At 60.8% G+C, this 16,862-nt stretch carries 12 protein-coding genes; 5 read left to right on the top strand and 7 right to left on the bottom strand.

The window, feature by feature from the left end:
- Positions 1 to 164: 164 nt before the first annotated feature.
- From glgB to HX803_RS21645, 4 genes are all read right to left on the bottom strand, one after another.
- Positions 165 to 2,396, bottom strand: coding sequence for a 1,4-alpha-glucan branching protein GlgB (gene glgB, locus HX803_RS21660; protein WP_178923358.1), 2,232 nt, complete (start codon positions 2,394 to 2,396; stop codon positions 165 to 167).
- Positions 2,393 to 5,755 (bottom strand): maltose alpha-D-glucosyltransferase, encoded by a 3,363-nt coding sequence (treS, locus tag HX803_RS21655; protein ID WP_178923357.1) that lies wholly within the window; start codon positions 5,753 to 5,755, stop codon positions 2,393 to 2,395. Before treS ends, glgB begins: the two co-directional genes overlap by 4 nt.
- A gap of 154 nt (positions 5,756 to 5,909) precedes the next feature.
- A complete protein-coding gene (locus HX803_RS21650) occupies positions 5,910 to 7,898 on the bottom strand; it encodes an alpha-1,4-glucan--maltose-1-phosphate maltosyltransferase (protein ID WP_178923356.1) in 1,989 nt (662 codons plus the stop codon).
- Positions 7,899 to 8,013: 115 nt separating this feature from the next.
- Positions 8,014 to 8,319, bottom strand: coding sequence for a hypothetical protein (locus HX803_RS21645; protein WP_178923355.1), 306 nt, complete (start codon positions 8,317 to 8,319; stop codon positions 8,014 to 8,016).
- A gap of 160 nt (positions 8,320 to 8,479) precedes the next feature.
- Here HX803_RS21645 and HX803_RS21640 point away from each other — a divergent pair, with 160 nt between their 5' ends.
- Positions 8,480 to 9,130, top strand: coding sequence for a hypothetical protein (locus HX803_RS21640; RefSeq protein ID WP_178923354.1), 651 nt, complete (start codon positions 8,480 to 8,482; stop codon positions 9,128 to 9,130).
- Positions 9,131 to 9,150: 20 nt separating this feature from the next.
- Here HX803_RS21640 and HX803_RS21635 read toward each other — a convergent pair whose 3' ends face one another.
- Entirely contained in the window at positions 9,151 to 9,648 is a 498-nt protein-coding gene (locus tag HX803_RS21635; RefSeq protein WP_178923353.1) for an MgtC/SapB family protein, read from the bottom strand.
- Positions 9,649 to 9,769: 121 nt separating this feature from the next.
- Between HX803_RS21635 and HX803_RS21630 the strand changes: the two genes are divergently transcribed.
- The 4 genes from HX803_RS21630 to HX803_RS21615 all read left to right on the top strand — a co-directional run bounded on the left by HX803_RS21630 (position 9,770) and on the right by HX803_RS21615 (position 13,735).
- Positions 9,770 to 10,009, top strand: a complete 240-nt coding sequence (locus tag HX803_RS21630) for a DUF3203 family protein (protein ID WP_178923351.1) — start codon at positions 9,770 to 9,772, stop codon at positions 10,007 to 10,009.
- 184 nt (positions 10,010 to 10,193) lie between these two features.
- The gene (gene ccoG, locus HX803_RS21625) at positions 10,194 to 11,609 is read left to right on the top strand and encodes a cytochrome c oxidase accessory protein CcoG (RefSeq protein ID WP_178923349.1); all 1,416 of its coding nucleotides are present in this window, start codon (positions 10,194 to 10,196) and stop codon (positions 11,607 to 11,609) included.
- Between the two features lie 159 nt (positions 11,610 to 11,768).
- Entirely contained in the window at positions 11,769 to 13,178 is a 1,410-nt protein-coding gene (gene mapR, locus HX803_RS21620; RefSeq protein ID WP_178923347.1) for a GntR family transcriptional regulator MpaR, read from the top strand.
- A 98-nt stretch (positions 13,179 to 13,276) separates the two neighbouring features.
- Entirely contained in the window at positions 13,277 to 13,735 is a 459-nt protein-coding gene (locus tag HX803_RS21615; protein ID WP_256732902.1) for a hypothetical protein, read from the top strand.
- A 12-nt stretch (positions 13,736 to 13,747) separates the two neighbouring features.
- Here HX803_RS21615 and HX803_RS21610 read toward each other — a convergent pair whose 3' ends face one another.
- On the bottom strand, positions 13,748 to 14,494 hold the full coding sequence (locus HX803_RS21610) for an SDR family oxidoreductase (RefSeq protein ID WP_178923345.1): 747 nt from the start codon (positions 14,492 to 14,494) through the stop codon (positions 13,748 to 13,750).
- A gap of 54 nt (positions 14,495 to 14,548) precedes the next feature.
- On the bottom strand, positions 14,549 to 16,645 hold the full coding sequence (locus tag HX803_RS21605) for a bifunctional diguanylate cyclase/phosphodiesterase (RefSeq protein WP_178923343.1): 2,097 nt from the start codon (positions 16,643 to 16,645) through the stop codon (positions 14,549 to 14,551).
- Positions 16,646 to 16,862 lie beyond the last annotated feature (217 nt).

Raw genomic sequence — 16,862 nt, 5'->3', positions numbered from 1 at the left:
GCGCCTTATTGCCGACATCCTTGTGTGGAAGCCGCGTAGGAAAATGTTCCAGAGATATTTGTGACAATCCAAGTCAACATTCGATGGCACAAAACGACAGCGGGCCATGCAGCGCGATACAACCGCTGCACAGCCCGTGAGTGCCTGCTGGCCAGTATTGGCGGTTATTCGGGTCGCAGGATCAACACCCCCAGGGGCGGCAGATTCAACGACAACGACACAGGCTGCCCATGCTGCGGCTCGTCCTGGGTGAAGACATCCCCACCATTGCCGTAATTGGAACCTGCATAAGTGTCCGCATCACTGTTGATCACCTCACTCCAACGCCCGGCAAATGGCACGCCGACCTTGTAGGCCTCCCGCGGCACCGGGGTAAAGTTGGCGACCACCAGCACCGGCCGACCCTCCTTGCTCCAGCGCAGCCAGGCGTAGACGCTGTTGATCGCGTCGTCACCAATCAGCCATTGGAAGCCCTGGGGCGCGTCGTCCTGCTCGTGCAGCGCCGGCTCTTCGCGGTACAGGCGGTTCAAATCGCCTACCAGTTTTTGCACGCCTTTGTGTTCGGCGTATTGCAACAAGTACCAGTCCAGTTGCTGGTCATGGTTCCACTCGCGCCACTGGCCGAACTCGCAGCCCATGAACAGCAGCTTCTTGCCCGGGTGCATCCACATGAACGCCAGGTAGGCGCGCAGGTTGGCGAACTTCTGCCAACGGTCGCCGGGCATCTTGTCGATCAGCGAATGCTTGCCGTGCACCACTTCATCGTGGGAGATCGGCAGGATGAAACGCTCGGACCAGGCGTACACCAGGCCGAAACTCAGCTCGTTGTGATGATGGGCGCGGTACACCGGGTCCTGCTGGATGTAGTGCAACGAATCGTGCATCCAGCCCATGTTCCACTTGTAGTTGAAGCCCAGGCCACCCTCCTGGGTTGGCTGGCTCACACCGGGCCAGGCCGTGGATTCTTCGGCAATCACCAAGGCGCCGGGCGCTTCGAGGGCAACCACGTCATTGAGGTGACGCAAGAAGTCGATGGCCTCAAGGTTCTCGCGGCCGCCATGGCGGTTGGGCACCCACTCGCCGGCTTTGCGCGAATAGTCGCGGTAGAGCATCGAGGCCACCGCATCCACGCGCAGGCCGTCCACGTGGAAATGCTTGAGCCAATGCAACGCCGACGCCAGCATAAAGCCGTGCACTTCGGTGCGGCCCAGGTTGTAGATCAAGGTGTCCCAGTCCTGATGAAAGCCTTCCAGGGGGTTGCCGTACTCGTACAGCGCGGTGCCGTCGAACTGCGCCAAGCCGTGGGTATCGGTAGGAAAATGCGCTGGCACCCAGTCAAGGATCACACCGATATCCGCCCGGTGCAGGGCGTCGACAAAGTAGGCAAAGTCTTGCGGAGAACCAAAACGCGCAGTCGGCGCGAATTGTGACAGTGCCTGATACCCCCAGGAACCGCCGAACGGGTGTTCCATGATCGGCATCAGCTCGACATGGGTGAAGCCCAGTTGCTGCACATAAGGGATCAAGCGCTCAGCCATTTCACGCCAGTTGTATTGGCGCGCCACTTCGCCCGCCTCGTCCAGCTCGGCCTGCCAGGACCCCACGTGCAGTTCGTAGATGGACAGCGGCGCGGTGTGCTTCTGTTTCTCGACCCGCGCCTGCATCCACTCATGGTCCTGCCAGTCGACCTGCAACGGTTCGGCGACCTTTGACGCAGTGTCGGGGGGCAATTGCGTGGCCAGCGCCACCGGGTCAGCCTTGAGCGGCAAAATGCCGTGGCTGCCGAGGATCTCGTATTTGTAGGCTGCGCCCGGTTGCAGGCGCGGGATAAAGATCTCCCACACGCCCGACGGATGCCGCAGACGCATGGGGTGACGGCGACCGTCCCAGATATTGAAGTCGCCCACGACCGACGCCCGCCGCGCATTCGGTGCCCACACGGCAAACCGTACGCCCTGCACGCCATCGACGCTGGTCACCTGGGCGCCCAGGCAGCTGCTGAGGTCTCGGTGGTTGCCTTCGGCAAACAGGTACAGGTCCATTTCACCCAAGAGCAATTGGCTGAAACTGTAGGGATCTTCGGTGATCTGCTCGCCACCGGCCCACTGGATTTTCAGCAGGTAGTCCTGGCGCGCACTGAAGTGGCCGACAAACAAGCCCGGCACTTGGGTCGCATCAAGGCTACCGATGTGCTCGCCACTGTCGCGCGCCAGTACCTGGACGCTCAAGGCTTCCGGCAGGAAGGCACGGATGAACTGGCCGCCCTGCTCGTCATCATGGGGCCCGAGAATCGAGAACGGGTCATGGTGTTCGGCGCGTACCAGCGCCTCGACATCCTTGGCTGCCGGTAATGCAGTCAACTTCGGTTGCAGCGGTTCTTTATGTGTAAAGCTCATGACGTCTCCCCACCGCGTGCAGTTTTCGATATAGGTGCTTTCTCTGTAGAGACCATCCCGCTCAGCAAGCCATGCAGCCCTTGCAGGGGCACCGGCAACCAGGTCGGGCGGTTCTCCGCTTCGTAGGCCACTTCATACGCGGCCTTCTCCAGGCTGAACAACGTCAGCGCTGCGTCCTGGCCTTGGGCATCCTGCCAGTCATGCGCCAGTGTAGACGTAGCTGCCTGATAAGCCTGGATAAATGCCTCGCGCGCCTCTTTCAGGTAACGATCGGTTACGCGTTTGCGCGCCAGGTCTGCCTCGGGCGAGTGATCCACACCCTGCACATTCAGGGCCATGGCCGCCGCGTAATCAAACGAACGCAGCACGCCACTCACATCTTTATAGGGGCTGTGCTTGCCACGCCGCTCATGCAACGGGCGCGCCGGCTCCCCTTCAAAGTCGATCAGGTAGGCATCGCCCTGCACCACCAACACCTGGCCCAAGTGCAAGTCGCCATGCACCCGGATACGCAGCCCGCCTTTCGTGGCTTTGGCCAAGGCCTGCACGTAACGGCCTATGGCTTTTTCCTGGACCAGCAATTCACTGACCAACGCCTGATCCGCGGGGTTCAACCGGGTTTCATGAAGTTTGAGTAATTGCAGCGCACGGTCCAGTTGCGCGCCCACATCCCGGGCCCAGGCCTGGGTGTCCTTTGCCGTGGTCACTTGCGGCGCGAAGTCCTTGTTCGGCGTGCTTGCGCCCAAGACGACATGCATTTCCCCCAGGCGTTGCCCCAGCAAACCGGCAAAGTCCTTTAACTCGCCAAGGGCGTTGTAGTGCTGTTCCTGCTCGGACATCGCCTCGGCCAGCTCATCCCGAATCGCCCGCTCCAGGCTGTTCTGGGTCCAGGCCCACGCGTCACCCTGGTTGCTCAGGTAACCCTGGGCAATCATCAGCAGGTTGTCCTGCCCTTGCTCGTCACGTCGGACCACCGAGCCCATCAGCGGCGAAATATTCGGGTAGCCCGCCTCGGTCAGGTAAGCGCTCATTTCCAGTTCAGGGTGCACGCCGCTGGCCACTTTACGAATCAACTTGAGCACCAGGCTCTCCCCCACCACCACCGAGCTGTTGGATTGCTCGGCCGACAGGTAACGCACCTGCGCCTCATCGGTCAGTTGCAACGCCGCCAGGTGCGGTGTGGCGGCAAAGCGCAAGGGGCCATCGCTCGAATCAATCACCGTGCGGGCTTGCAGGCCCTGGATGACCGCACGAATAAAGTGCTCAAGGCTGAAGGCATCGGTCACCAGCCCGACCTGGCGCGTGCGCCGTACCCGGGCCAGCGCCAATTGCTGGGGCAAGGCGCTGGTGAATTGATCCTCTGCCAGAAACCCGAAAGGCAGTTGGTAACGATTGACCTGCCCCGCGCTGGTCACCTCGATTTCACTGAGCAATACAGGATGCTGCGGGTCACCGAACCGCACACCGTAGGCGATGTGCACGCGCTCGATAGCCGCGTCCTTGCCGGCAAACCAGCGTCGCTTGGGCAGCCAGGCCGGCAGCGAGGTTTGCTCGAGGGTGTCTCGGCACGGTGCTTCCAGGAGTTCTTCCATACGCTTCTTCAGTACCAGGGTGGTGAAATCCGGCATGCTCTGGGCCGGTTCCACGTGCCAGCTGGGCATCTGGTTTTCCGCCGCCAGCACGAACCAGTAAAACCCATAAGGCGCCAACGTCAGCAGGAAATTGAGCTGGCCGATGGGCGGGAAGGCATTCCCGCCGAGCATCTCCACCGGCACCATGCCGGCGAAGGCCGACAGGTCCAGTTCGGCCGCCTGGGCACTACGGGACACGTTGGCCACGCACAGGATGATCTCGGTACGGCCGTCGTCCCCGGTGAATTCACGGGTGTACGCCAGGATGCGGCGGTTGCTCGGCGAGAGCATTTTCAAGCTGCCCCGCCCGAACGCCTTGGATTGCTTGCGCACGGCGAGCATGCGTCGGGTCCAGTTCAACAGCGAGTGCGGGTCCTGGGTCTGGGTCTCGACGTTGACCGATTGATAGCCATACAACGGGTCCATGATCGGCGGCAGCACCAGGCTGGCCGGGTCGGCACGGGAGAACCCGCCATTGCGGTCGATAGACCATTGCATCGGCGTGCGCACGCCATCGCGGTCGCCCAGGTAGATGTTATCGCCCATGCCGATTTCATCGCCGTAATACAGGGTCGGCGTGCCGGGCATCGACAGCAGCAGGCTGTTGAGCAGTTCGACACGCCGACGGTCACGCTCCATCAGCGGCGCCAGGCGCCGGCGAATCCCCAGGTTGATCCGCGCACGACGGTCGGCGGCGTAGTAGTTCCACAGGTAGTCGCGCTCTTTGTCGGTGACCATCTCCAGGGTCAATTCATCGTGGTTGCGCAGGAAGATCGCCCACTGGCAATTGGCAGGAATTTCCGGGGTCTGGCGCAGAATGTCGGTGATGGGGAAGCGATCTTCCTGAGCCAGGGCCATGTACATGCGCGGCATCAGCGGAAAGTGAAACGCCATGTGGCACTCATCGCCGTCGTCGCCTTTTTTGTCGCCAAAATAGAGTTGGGTGTCTTCGGGCCACTGATTGGCTTCGGCCAACAGCATGCGGTCGGGGTAATGAGCGTCGATCTCGGCGCGGATTTGCTTGAGAACGTTATGGGTCTCAGGCAGGTTTTCGTTGTGGGTGCCATCACGCTCGATCAGGTACGGAATGGCATCCAGGCGCAGGCCGTCGATGCCCATGTCCAGCCAGTAGCGCATCACCGACAGCACGGCCTCCATGACTTTTGGGTTGTCGAAATTCAGGTCCGGCTGGTGGGAATAGAAGCGGTGCCAGAAGTACTGGCCGGCCACCGGGTCCCAGGTCCAATTGGACTTTTCGGTGTCGAGAAAAATGATGCGGGTGCCGTCGTACTTCTGGTCGTCATCGGACCACACGTAGAAGTCCCGCGCCGCCGAGCCGGGCTTGGCCTTGCGCGCCCGCTGGAACCAGGGGTGCTGGTCGGACGTATGGTTGATCACCAGCTCGGTGATCACCCGCAGACCACGTTTGTGGGCCTCGGCGATAAAGCGCTTGGCGTCGGCCAGGGTGCCGTAGTCGCTGTGCACGCCCTGGTATTCGGCGATGTCATAGCCGTCGTCGCGCCGTGGCGAAGGGTAGAACGGCAGCAGCCAGATGGTATTCACGCCCAGGTCGGCGATGTAGTCCAGCTTGGCGATCAGCCCTGGAAAATCACCGATACCGTCGTTATTGGCGTCGAAATAGGATTTGACGTGAACCTGGTAGATCACCGCGTCCTTGTACCAGAGCGGGTCTTTGATGAAGGTGGAGGGTGTGGGTTTCTTCGCCATTGGAAACTCCTGGAATTCTCTGACATTGGCTCGATGGAGCACGGTCAATGTGGGAGCTGGTTTGCCTGCGATGGCAGTGTGTCAGGGCCAGAAATGTTGGCTGATAGACCGCCATCGCAGGCAAGCCAGCTCCCACAGGGGTTCTCTATCGGGCTCAGGAAACGGTGATGCGCCAGATACCGAACGGCATGTGCGGCTCGATGCGCATCCACTGGGTCTTGCCGTACCAGGTCCAGCGGTGGCCGTTCATCAGGTCTTCGCCCTGGGTCTGGGCATCGTCGGGCAGGCCCAATTCCCACAGCGGCAACTCGAAATTCGCTTCCTGGGCGTTATAAGGATCCAGGCTCACCGCGACGAGAATGAAGTTGCTGCCATCCTCGCTGCGCTTGCCGAAATACAGGATGTTGTCGTTCCACGCGTTGTACAGCTTGAGCCCCAGATGGGTCTGCAAGGCCGGATTTTGCCGGCGGATGCGGTTGAGCTGGGCGATCTCGGCAATGATGTTGCCGGGGGCGGTAAAATCCCTGACGCGGATCTCGTACTTTTCCGAATCCAGGTATTCCTCTTTGCCCGGCACAGGTGCGGCTTCGCACAGCTCAAAGCCTGAATACATACCCCAGAGGCCCGAGCCCAGAGTGGCCAGCGCCGCGCGGATCAAGAAACCCGGGCGGCCAGATTCGTGCAGGAAGCCTGGGTTGATGTCCGGGGTATTGACGAAGAAATTCGGCCGGAAGCATTCGCGCCACGGCGACTCGTTCAACTGCGTGAAGTATTCGCTCAGTTCGGCCTTGGTATTGCGCCAGGTGAAATAGGTGTAGCTCTGGGAATAACCGACCTTGCCCAGCCGCGCCATCATCGCCGGCGTGGTAAAGGCTTCCGCCAGGAAGATCACCTCCGGGAACTTGGCACGCACGTCGCTGATCAGCCATTGCCAGAACGGCAGCGGCTTGGTGTGCGGGTTGTCGACGCGAAAGGTCTTCACGCCCTCTTCCACCCAACCCACCACGATGTCACGCAACTCGGTCCACAGGCCTGGAATCGCGTCTGCCGCATAGAAGTCGACGTTGACGATGTCCTGGTATTTCTTCGGCGGGTTTTCGGCGTATTTGATCGTGCCGTCCGGCCGCCAGTTGAACCAGCCCGGGTGCTGCTTGAGCCACGGATGGTCCTGGGAACACTGGATAGCAAAATCCAGGGCGATTTCCAGGCCATGCTCGGCGGCGGCCTTGACCAGGCGGCGAAAGTCATCGCGGCTGCCCAGCTGCGGGTGAATCGCCTCGTGGCCGCCGTCCTCGCTACCGATGGCGTAGGGGCTGCCCGGGTCGTCCGGCCCGGCCGTGAGGGAATTGTTGCGGCCCTTGCGGTGACTGCGACCGATGGGGTGGATCGGCGGGAAGTACAGCACGTCGAAGCCCATGTCATGGATCATCGACAGCCGCGAGTGCACGTCATTGAAGGTGCCGTGACGGGCCGGATCGTCGGTGATCGAGCGGGGAAACAGCTCGTACCAACTGGCAAATTGCGCAGCCGTGCGTTCCACATCGATCGGGTACACGGTGCTGATGCTCAAATAGGCACGGTGATCGGCCTGGGTCATCAGGTGTGCACTGTCTTCGTGCAGGAACTGCGCAACCTGCTCGGTTTCCAGCAGGCCGGAGAGTTCGTGGTGCAACAGCATCAGGCGGTCGCGCAGTTCGTTTTCGCTGCGCTCGGCGGCCTGCAGCACCAGGCTGCGGCCCTCCTGCAACTCCAGGCTGACTGGCACACCGGCCTCGTGTTTCTTGCGCAGTTCATAGCAGAAGCTGGCGAAGGTATCGATCCAGGCTTCGATGCAAAATTCATGGGGCCCCAGTGCTTCGACGGTAAACCCGCCCTCCCAGCCATTGTTGCCCACGTCGGTCATCACCACGCTGTGCCAGCTTTCATCGCGCAGTGGGCGCCAGCGGATCAAAACAGAGAGTGTGTCATGGCCGTCGGCGAACACCTTGCTGGCCACATGAACCCGTTGGCCAATCACGGCCTTGACGGCAAATTCGCCGCCATCGATCACAGGCGTGGTGCTTTCGATGGCGATCCTGGGCAGCAGCAAGGCCTGGGACAGCGGCAATATGGAATCGTCTGGAGCCAGTGTTTCAGCAGTCATCGAGCATCTTCCCCTTACGCCCTGTGGACGCTCTTTGCTTGATCCGGATTCTGATACGGCGGTGCTCTCCCTGAGCGGGCCGTCATAGGTCCGAGCCTGAGCCCCGGTTAAAAGTTCAGGTGGATGTGCCGCCATTGAGCGGGGAATCAATTCGCCGCAGCGGCTGTCCACCGATAGAGCAAAGCACAAAGGAGGCCACACTGATGAATATCCCGATCCCGGCTGAAACGCCGGACCCGAATATCAACAACCCGACCCTGCCGCCGAGCGAACCGGAGCCGATTCCGGAGAAAGAGCCGCCTGAAAACGAGCCGCCTGCGGTAGAGGAACCACCAAAGACGATGCCGCCCGTCATCGTTTGAATCATTGATAGACTCAGGGGTTCGATGCTCGGCACCGGCCCCTTTTTCAGCACCTGCATATGAGCGCCGTCCTTACACCACAAATAGCGAAATGCCTTACAGCACTATCGGTCTATACCCCGTTTTACCATGATTCGACGTCCTTATACTCGGGTGCGTAAACGCTCTGGTCAGGTTGCTGGCAGTAGCGTTTTGTTGAACTCCTACGAGGCCAAAACGATGTCGACCATCAACCCGCATTACGCCCCCCCTGCCGGTACTGGGCAAAACACCAACGTGTCGCCACGTCACCCATCACCACCCGCCAATCTCCCGAATTCAACACCGAGTTCTGGCCCAGACTGGTCGACACCGCCCACGCAGCCTGCACCGGGAAAAGCGGATAAGACCGTCAATGAATTGAACGCGTTGCTGACCCCGGAAAATATCGAAGAGCTCATGAACAACCCCGACTCGGACAAGTCGCGTACGATCCTCGCCCAGCTCCGCCCACTCATGACCCAAGCCAATATCAGCCGATGTTTGCACGGTCCAAATGCTGAAGCGAACGCCAAGGTTCTTGAAAGAATTGGCGAGCGTCTAGACAAGAACAAGCTCGAAGCCAGCCAGAACTCATGCCTCAAAGGGTTAGGTGATAACTACCTGCACCAGGCAAAATACAGAAATCTTGAAATGTTATTTAAAGCATTCGATGCAGAGCTTGGCGATTTCGCCAACTTTTTAAGCAGCTCGAATGAAAACCTGAAGAAACTCAAGACGCGCATGTTCGGGACAAGGGCGAACACCAAAGAATTGAACGATTTCGGCGGCCATCTGAGCAAAGGTAAAATCGAAAAGATGCGACGCGAACGCTCAGGTGGCCAAAGCTGAGTCAATGCTTTAAACCCTGCTCACGGTTCCTTTTCGAGCAGTTTGACGATCCTCGGCATCAGGCTGAAGACCGCCAGGGCCAGCAACGTACTCAGCACCGCTGTCGACTCGCGCCCCAGCCCCGCCGCCACACCGATGGCGGCGGTCATCCACAACCCGGCTGCGGTGGTCAGGCCCTTGACGTGCTGTCCCGCCTCATCCTCCTTGCCCTTGAGGATGGTCCCAGCCCCGAGAAACCCGATCCCCGCAATCACGCCCTGCAACACCCGGCTCATGGCATCCGCCTCGCTGCCGGACATCTGCGGCACCAACACAAACAGTGCAGCTCCCATGGCCACCAACATGTGGGTGCGCACGCCGGCCGCCTTGCCCTTGCTCTCTCGCTCAAACCCCAGGATGCCACCCAGCACGGCTGCAATCAGCAGGCGCACGGTAATCTGCGTCAATTGCCGAGCTTCGCCGATATCGGCGAATTCGGCCTGCAGGGTTTGCCACACTTCATGCCACCAGGCGTCCATGGATGCGCTCCTTTTTCATCAGTGATAAGCGGTGGACAGCGGCGACCGCCAGTCAGTTGCCTGGAACGCTTGGCGACAGGCTGGAACCTAACGATTACCAGCCTATAAAAAGGAGCTTGTCATGCCTGTACGTATCGAAAGCCACACGTGCCGTTTCAAGGTCGATGAAACCGGCGAGGAACAAAGCCTGCCCGCTGAACAGGTGACCGTCGGCACCGACAGCGACAAAGCCATGTCCTTCGTGCAACTGGGCGCGGACCGGGTTTATATCACCGAAGCCGAGGCCGACGCCCTGACCGTGGCCGGCGCCAAGGACGGACGCAAGCACCTGAAGGCCACGAACAGTGATTCGGTGATTTGATTGATCTGTATCAGCACTTGCGCAAACAGCCTGCACCCCACGCGCCACGGGGTGCAGCACATTGTCGCAGGGGGTGAGGCGCGCCTTATCTGATCCGCTTTTTATCGTGATAGCTGAGTCTGTTCTGCAAACAGAGCGCCGTTCATAGTTCATCTGCCTGATGGAGGCTGATGAGCGAACGACCATGAGCGAAAGAATCCCCGTCCGAACCGTGGAAATCCATGAGCCTGCGCACCCAAAGAAGGTGAAGGCCAACGCCAGCGACACCCTGATCCATACCCGCAGTTTTACCGGCCTGTTCCGCACCTTGCGCGTCAGCGGTGCAGGCTTTCTGTTCCTGGCCTTCTTCGGCACGGTGTGGCTGAACTGGGGTGGGCGCCAGGCCGTGCTGTGGGACCTGGCTGAAAGCAAATTCCACATCTTTGGTGCCACGTTCTGGCCCCAGGATTTCATCCTGCTGTCGGCCCTGCTGATCATCTGTGCCTTCGGCCTGTTTGCGATCACCGTGTTTGCCGGGCGCGTGTGGTGTGGCTACACCTGCCCGCAAAGCTCGTTCACCTGGCTGTTCATGTGGTGCGAAAAGGTCACCGAGGGTGAACGCAACCAACGCATCAAACTGCAGGCCGCGCCCTGGAGCCTGAACAAACTGGCGCGGCGTTCGGCCAAGCACACCTTGTGGCTGGGCATCAGCGTGCTCACCGGCCTGACCTTCGTCGGCTATTTCACCCCGGTGCGGCCCCTGGCCGCCGAATTACTGACCTGGAAAATGGGCGGCGTGAGCCTGTTCTGGGTGCTGTTTTTTACCGGCGCCACCTACCTCAACGCCGGCTGGCTGCGCGAAGCGGTGTGCATGCACATGTGCCCTTACGCACGGTTCCAGAGCGTGATGTTCGACAAGGACACCCTGACCATTTCCTACGATGCCGCCCGTGGCGAAAACCGTGGCCCGCGCAAACGCGAGGTCAAGCCCGCCGACGTCGGCCTGGGTGACTGCATCGACTGCCAGTTGTGCGTGCAAGTGTGCCCCACCGGTATCGACAACCGTGACGGCCTGCAAATGGAGTGCATCGGCTGCGCGGCCTGCATCGACGCCTGCGATTCGATCATGGACAAGATGGGCTACGCCCGTGGCCTGGTCAGCTACACCTCCGAACATCAGTTGCAAGGTGGCAAGACGCACCTGCTCAGGCCACGCCTGATCGGCTACAGTGCGGTGCTGTTGGTGATGATTGCGGCACTGGTGGTGGCGTTGATCGAACGGCCGATGGTGTCGCTGGACGTGACCAAGGACCGTGGCATGTTCCGTGAGAACAGCCAGGGCCTGATCGAGAACATCTACAGCCTCAAGGTCATCAACAAGACCCAGCAACGCCAGGACTACCGCCTGGAACTGGTGGATGCCGAAGGTTTCCAGCTGCAGGGCAAGACCGAGATCAGCCTGGCCCCGGGGGAAATCAGCGATGTGCCGGTGTCGGTGGCGCTGCTCGCCGACAAGCCGGCGAGCAGTTCGCAGACCCTGCGCTTCAAGGTCACCGATGTGGATGAGCCGTGGATCTACAGTGCCGCCGACAGCCGCTTTGTGGCGCCATTGAACCGCTGAGGTCTATCCGAACCTGTAAAGATCCAACTGTGGGAGCGGGCTTGCTCGCGAAGGCGGCGGGTCAGTTTATAAATCAGGCGGCTGATACCCCGCCTTCGCGAGCAAGCCCGCTCCCACAATGTGTTCCGTGCACCTATTAAATTTTTGTTCAAGGCCCCCATGAAACGCTACGAAAAATTCGCCGATGACATCGCAGAACTGATCCGCTCCGGGGTGCTTGGCCCCGGCCAGCGCGTGCCGTCGGTGCGCTATGCCAGCCAGACCTATGGGGTCAGCCCGTCCACGGTGTTCCAGGCCTACTACCTGTTGGAGCGGCGCGGCCTGATCCGCGCACGGCCGCGTTCGGGCTACTTTGTGAATACCCATGCGCCCAGCCCGTTTTCCGAACCGGTGGTGAGCGAACAAGTGCACGAGTCCACCGAAGTCGATGTGAGCGAACTGGTGTTCTCGGTGCTTGACTCGATCAAGGACCCGAACACCGTGCCGTTCGGCTCGGCGTTCCCCAGCCCCATGCTATTCCCCCTGCCGCGCCTGGCCCGTTCCCTGGCCAGCGCCAGCCGCGAGATGGACCCGCGCCTGGTGGTCACCGACATGTCGCCGGGCAACCCGCAACTGCGTCGGCAGATCGCCCTGCGCTACATGGTCGGGGGCCTGATGCTGCCGATGGAAGAACTGCTGATCACCAATGGCGCCCTGGAGGCCCTCAACCTGTGCTTGCAAGCAGTGACGGAACCCGGCGACCTGGTGGCCATTGAAGCGCCGGCGTTCTACGCCTGCCTGCAAGTGCTGGAGCGCTTGAAACTCAAGGCCGTGGAAATCCCCGTGCATCCGCGCGACGGCATTGATCTCAACGCCCTGGCCCAAAGCCTGGAGCGCTACCCGATCAAGGCCTGCTGGACCATGACCAGCTTCCAGAACCCCATGGGCGCCATCCTGCCCGAAGCCAAGAAACAAGCGTTGGTAGAACTGCTGCGCAGCCATCAGGTACCGCTGATCGAAGACGACGTGTACGCCGAGCTGTATTACGGGCAGCAGGCACCCAAGCCGGCCAAGGCCTTCGACACTGAAGGGCTGGTGATGCATTGCGGCTCGTTTGCCAAAAGCCTGGCCCCGGGCTATCGCGTGGGCTGGGTGGCGGCCGGGCGTTTTGCGCAGAAAGTCGAGCGCCTGAAGCTGATGACGTCACTGTGCCCGTCGATGCCGGCCCAGGCGGCGATTGCCGATTACCTGCAACATGGCGGCTATGACCGACACTTGCGCAAATTGCGCTACGCCCTGGAAGAACAGCAAAGTGCGATGCTGGCGGCGATTGCCCGTTACTTCCCGGCGCAGACGCGGGTCAGCCAACCTGCCGGAGGTTATTTCCTGTGGCTGGAACTGCCGGAGCAGACCGACTCGCTGAAGCTGTTCCAGATGGCGCTGGCACAAGGCATCAGCATCGCGCCGGGGCCGATCTTCTCGGCGACCCAGCGCTTTCGCAACTGCATCCGCCTTAACTATGGCAGCCCGTGGACCGAGGCATCGGAGAAGGCGATGGAGACATTGGGGCGGATCGTGCGTTCGTTTTAAACCGGAACTGAGTCAAGGACATGGCCACACAGGTGGGCGCAGTCTTCTCTTATTGAAGAGTGCACCTTCCCTGGTTCAATGTTGAGTGTCCCACGAGCATGCCTATTCGCACCGACCTTATACCGCTACCCATCCCCCCCAACTACATGCGTGCAGCCGAACAGAAACAAGTACGCGAGATGACCGGCCCGGAGGGGCGCCCGGCCGGTGACCATCGTTCGGCAGAACGGATCATCGAACAAAGCCCGGTGCTGAAGCACTTCCTGGACAACCGGGACAACTACCACCTGATCGATGAATTGATGATGCAGATGGGTGACTGGACCGGGGCCAACCCTGACGCGGAGTCCCGGGCCAACGCGGCCTACGACCTGGACAAAGTCTTGCGTTTCATCGACAACGTCGATGATCGCACCCTCAACTGCAGCCGAAACCGCAATGGCTACATCGACGGTTTTTGCGCGAATGGCTACGGCACCGCCGATAACTCGGAGGTCCGCCTGCTGCAGGCCTTTTCCTATAAAGGCTACGAGGTACTGCGCTACCTGCGGACCTGATCATCCACGCCCTTAACGACCTCCCCCAAGATCCAGAAAGGTGCCGGTGGTATACGAGGCTTTGTCCGACAGTAGCCAGATAATCGCCTCGGCCACTTCATCCGGGCGCCCGCCGCGCGCCATGGGGATGCCCGACTCGAGTTTGCTGACACGGTCCGGGTCGCCGCTGAGGGCGTGGAAGTCAGTGAAGATATAGCCAGGGCGTACGGCGTTGACCCGAATACCCTCGCCCGCCACCTCCTTGGACAGGCCCACGGTGAACGTGTCGAGCGCGCCTTTGGAGGCGGCATAGTCCACATATTCGCCCGGCGAACCCAGGCGTGCCGCCACCGACGACACGTTGACGATACTGCCGCCCTGCCCGCCGTGCTTGGGCGACATGCGCAGCACCGCATGCTTGGCACACAGGATCGGCCCCAGCACGTTGGTCTTCATGATCTTGAGAATGCGGAACTCGGACATCTCATCGACCCGCGACTTATGCCCCACGGTACCGGCATTGTTGACCAGTGCGGTGACCCGCCCCAACTCGGCATCGACGCGGTTGAACAAGCCGATCACTTCATCTTCGATACTCACGTCGGCGCGCACAGTGATCGCCTGGGCGCCCAGCGCACGGACCTGCTCCAGCACGCGATGGGCCGCCTCTTCGTCAGACTGGTAATTGATGCAGATGCGATAGCCCTGGCGTGCCGCCAGCAAGGCCGTCTCGGCGCCAATCCCACGACTGCCACCGGTGATGATGACGACTTTGTCCATGCGTGTGGTCTCCTGATTCAACCTGAGAGAAAGGGTTGGATCCAAGAATACCCGTCACGCACGGCTTTTGTCAGGGGCTACGGCGTCTTCGGCGCGCTGGATATCGGCCATGAACCCGTCCGCCGGCAACGGGTGCCCCAGCAGATAGCCTTGCAGGGAATTACAACCCAGGCGCGTCAGGAAACTCTGTTGCACATCGGTCTCCACACCTTCGGCCACGATACGCAGGCCCAGGGCCTGGCCCAGTGCAACGATGGCCGAAACGATGGCGGCGTCGTCACTGTCGTGCTCCAGGTCGCGCACAAAGCCCCGATCGATCTTCAACTCGTTGGCAGGCAGGCGCTTGAGGTACATGAGGCTGGAGTAACCGGTGCCAAAGTCATCGATGGACAGATCGACGCCCATGTCGGAGAGCTGTTGCAACACTGTCATGCTCGCGTCGGCGTCGCTCATGGCGGTGGTCTCGGTGATTTCCAGGGTCAGGTTGTTGGCCGGCAACTGATGGCGCTCCAGGGCCGAGGCCACGCTCTTGACCAACCCCGCGTGACAGAACTGCAAGGCCGACAGGTTCACTGCAATGCGCCAGTCCTCATAACCCTGGGCGTACCACAGGGCCATCTGGCGACAGGCTTCGTTGAGCACCCATTCGCCAATCGGAATGATCAACCCGGTCTTTTCCGCCAGTTCGATGAACATCGCCGGCAGCAACAGCCCCTGCTGTGGGTGCTCCCAGCGCAGCAACGCCTCGGCCCCCACGGCGATGCCACTGACCGCGTCGAACTTGGGCTGGTAATACAAACGAAATTGCTCGTGCTCGACAGCATTGCGCAAATCCTGCAACAGTTGCAGTTGCTTGCGCGCATTGGTGTTCATCGAGACGTCGAAGAAGCTGTAGCCGTTTTTGCCCATGCCCTTGGCGTGGTACATCGCGGCATCGGCGTTCATCAACAGTTCCTGGGGGTTGCCACCGTTGCCCGGGAACAGGGCGATGCCAACACTGGCGGAGATCTTCAACTCGTGTTCGGCGACACTGAAGGCCCGGTTGAGCAGGCCCACCTGACGCTCGGCCAGGCCCATGGCATCGTCGGGCTGGCCCAATTGCACCAGCAGCACGAACTCATCGCCGCCGATACGCGCCAGGGTGTCCTGGCCCCGCAGGTCTTCGCGCAGGCGCAAACCGACTTCACGCAGCAACTGGTCACCCATGTGGTGACCGAAGGCATCGTTGACTGGCTTGAAGCCATCCAGGTCGATAAACATCAACGCAAAGCAACCGCCCTGCTCTTTCACCGCTTGGATCGCTTGTTGGATACGGTCGGCCAGCAACGTGCGATTGGGCAGCCCGGTGAGCATGTCATGCAGGGCCAGGTGGGTCAGCTCCTGGTTGGCCAGAGTCAGGGAATCGGCCAGCACCGCAGTGCGGGCTTCCAGGCGGGCGTCGAGCAACGAGGTCAGCAGTGCGATGATCAATACCGCCAACGAGGTCACCAACACCAGGTTGTCCAGGCCTTTACCGCTCAAGCCGGTCAGCGCCGCGCCACAGAAGCTTTCATCGGCAAACCGCGCGGCCGCCATGCCGGTGTAATGCATGCCCACGATGGCCACGCCCATCACCACCGCCGCACCGCCGCGCAACAGGCGCACGTAGGGCGTGTTGCGACGCAGATTGTGGGCGATCAACAGCGCCGCGCCGGACGCCACCACGGCGATCAACAATGAGGCGCCAAACAACGTTGGGTCGTAGTCGATGCCGGGGGTCATGCGCATGGCAGCCATGCCGGTGTAGTGCATGCTGCTGATGCCCGCGCCCATGACCAACGCACCAAACGCCAGTTGCCAGGCGGGCAAGCGCGGCTGATTGATCAGCCATAACGCAAAGCCGCTGGAGAGCACCGCGATCAACAACGACAGCGCGGTAATGCCCAGGTCAAACCCGAGGGCGAACGGCAGGCGCAACGCCAACATGCCGATAAAGTGCATGGACCACACGCCCACGCCCATCGCCACGGCCCCGCCGGTCATCCACAGGTACACCGCGCGACCTTTGGTGGTCGCGATACGGCCGGCCAAGTCCAGGGCGGTATAGGACGCCAGGATCGCGACGAACAAGGAGATCACGACAAGAGAGGGAGAATAACTACCGATGAGCATGGGACTTCTCAAAACCGACGGGCCTGAAAAGCCCGTGCCAGGTGGCAAAGCGAGCGATTGTAGCGAGAATAATTCTTGTACAGTTGATTTATTAGCGTATAGCCATTACTGGCATTTTGACGTCAATCTACCGACTTAAATTCAGCGCAAATCCGGAGCCGAATGGAGTCCAAATGTGGGAGCGGGCTTGCTCGCGAATGCGGTGTGTCAGTCACTG

The organism is Pseudomonas sp. P7548 (genome assembly GCF_013386585.1).
Lineage (GTDB): Bacteria > Pseudomonadota > Gammaproteobacteria > Pseudomonadales > Pseudomonadaceae > Aquipseudomonas.
Note: the sequence above shows the minus strand (reverse complement) of the source record. Positions and strands in the feature narration are given on the sequence as shown.

What these genes read in the sequence shown, in the direction of transcription:
- ccoG (WP_178923349.1), top strand. Translation starts at nt 10,194, where the DNA reads ATGAGCGAAAGAATCCCCGTCCGAACCGTGGAAATCCATGAGCCTGCG.
- HX803_RS21635 (WP_178923353.1), bottom strand. Translation starts at nt 9,648, where the DNA reads ATGGACGCCTGGTGGCATGAAGTGTGGCAAACCCTGCAGGCCGAATTC.
- mapR (WP_178923347.1), top strand. Translation starts at nt 11,769, where the DNA reads ATGAAACGCTACGAAAAATTCGCCGATGACATCGCAGAACTGATCCGC.
- HX803_RS21630 (WP_178923351.1), top strand. Translation starts at nt 9,770, where the DNA reads ATGCCTGTACGTATCGAAAGCCACACGTGCCGTTTCAAGGTCGATGAA.
- HX803_RS21640 (WP_178923354.1), top strand. Translation starts at nt 8,480, where the DNA reads ATGTCGACCATCAACCCGCATTACGCCCCCCCTGCCGGTACTGGGCAA.
- treS (WP_178923357.1), bottom strand. Translation starts at nt 5,755, where the DNA reads ATGGCGAAGAAACCCACACCCTCCACCTTCATCAAAGACCCGCTCTGG.
- HX803_RS21650 (WP_178923356.1), bottom strand. Translation starts at nt 7,898, where the DNA reads ATGACTGCTGAAACACTGGCTCCAGACGATTCCATATTGCCGCTGTCC.
- HX803_RS21610 (WP_178923345.1), bottom strand. Translation starts at nt 14,494, where the DNA reads ATGGACAAAGTCGTCATCATCACCGGTGGCAGTCGTGGGATTGGCGCC.
- glgB (WP_178923358.1), bottom strand. Translation starts at nt 2,396, where the DNA reads ATGAGCTTTACACATAAAGAACCGCTGCAACCGAAGTTGACTGCATTA.
- HX803_RS21605 (WP_178923343.1), bottom strand. Translation starts at nt 16,645, where the DNA reads ATGCTCATCGGTAGTTATTCTCCCTCTCTTGTCGTGATCTCCTTGTTC.
- HX803_RS21615 (WP_256732902.1), top strand. Translation starts at nt 13,277, where the DNA reads ATGCCTATTCGCACCGACCTTATACCGCTACCCATCCCCCCCAACTAC.
- HX803_RS21645 (WP_178923355.1), bottom strand. Translation starts at nt 8,319, where the DNA reads ATGCAGGTGCTGAAAAAGGGGCCGGTGCCGAGCATCGAACCCCTGAGT.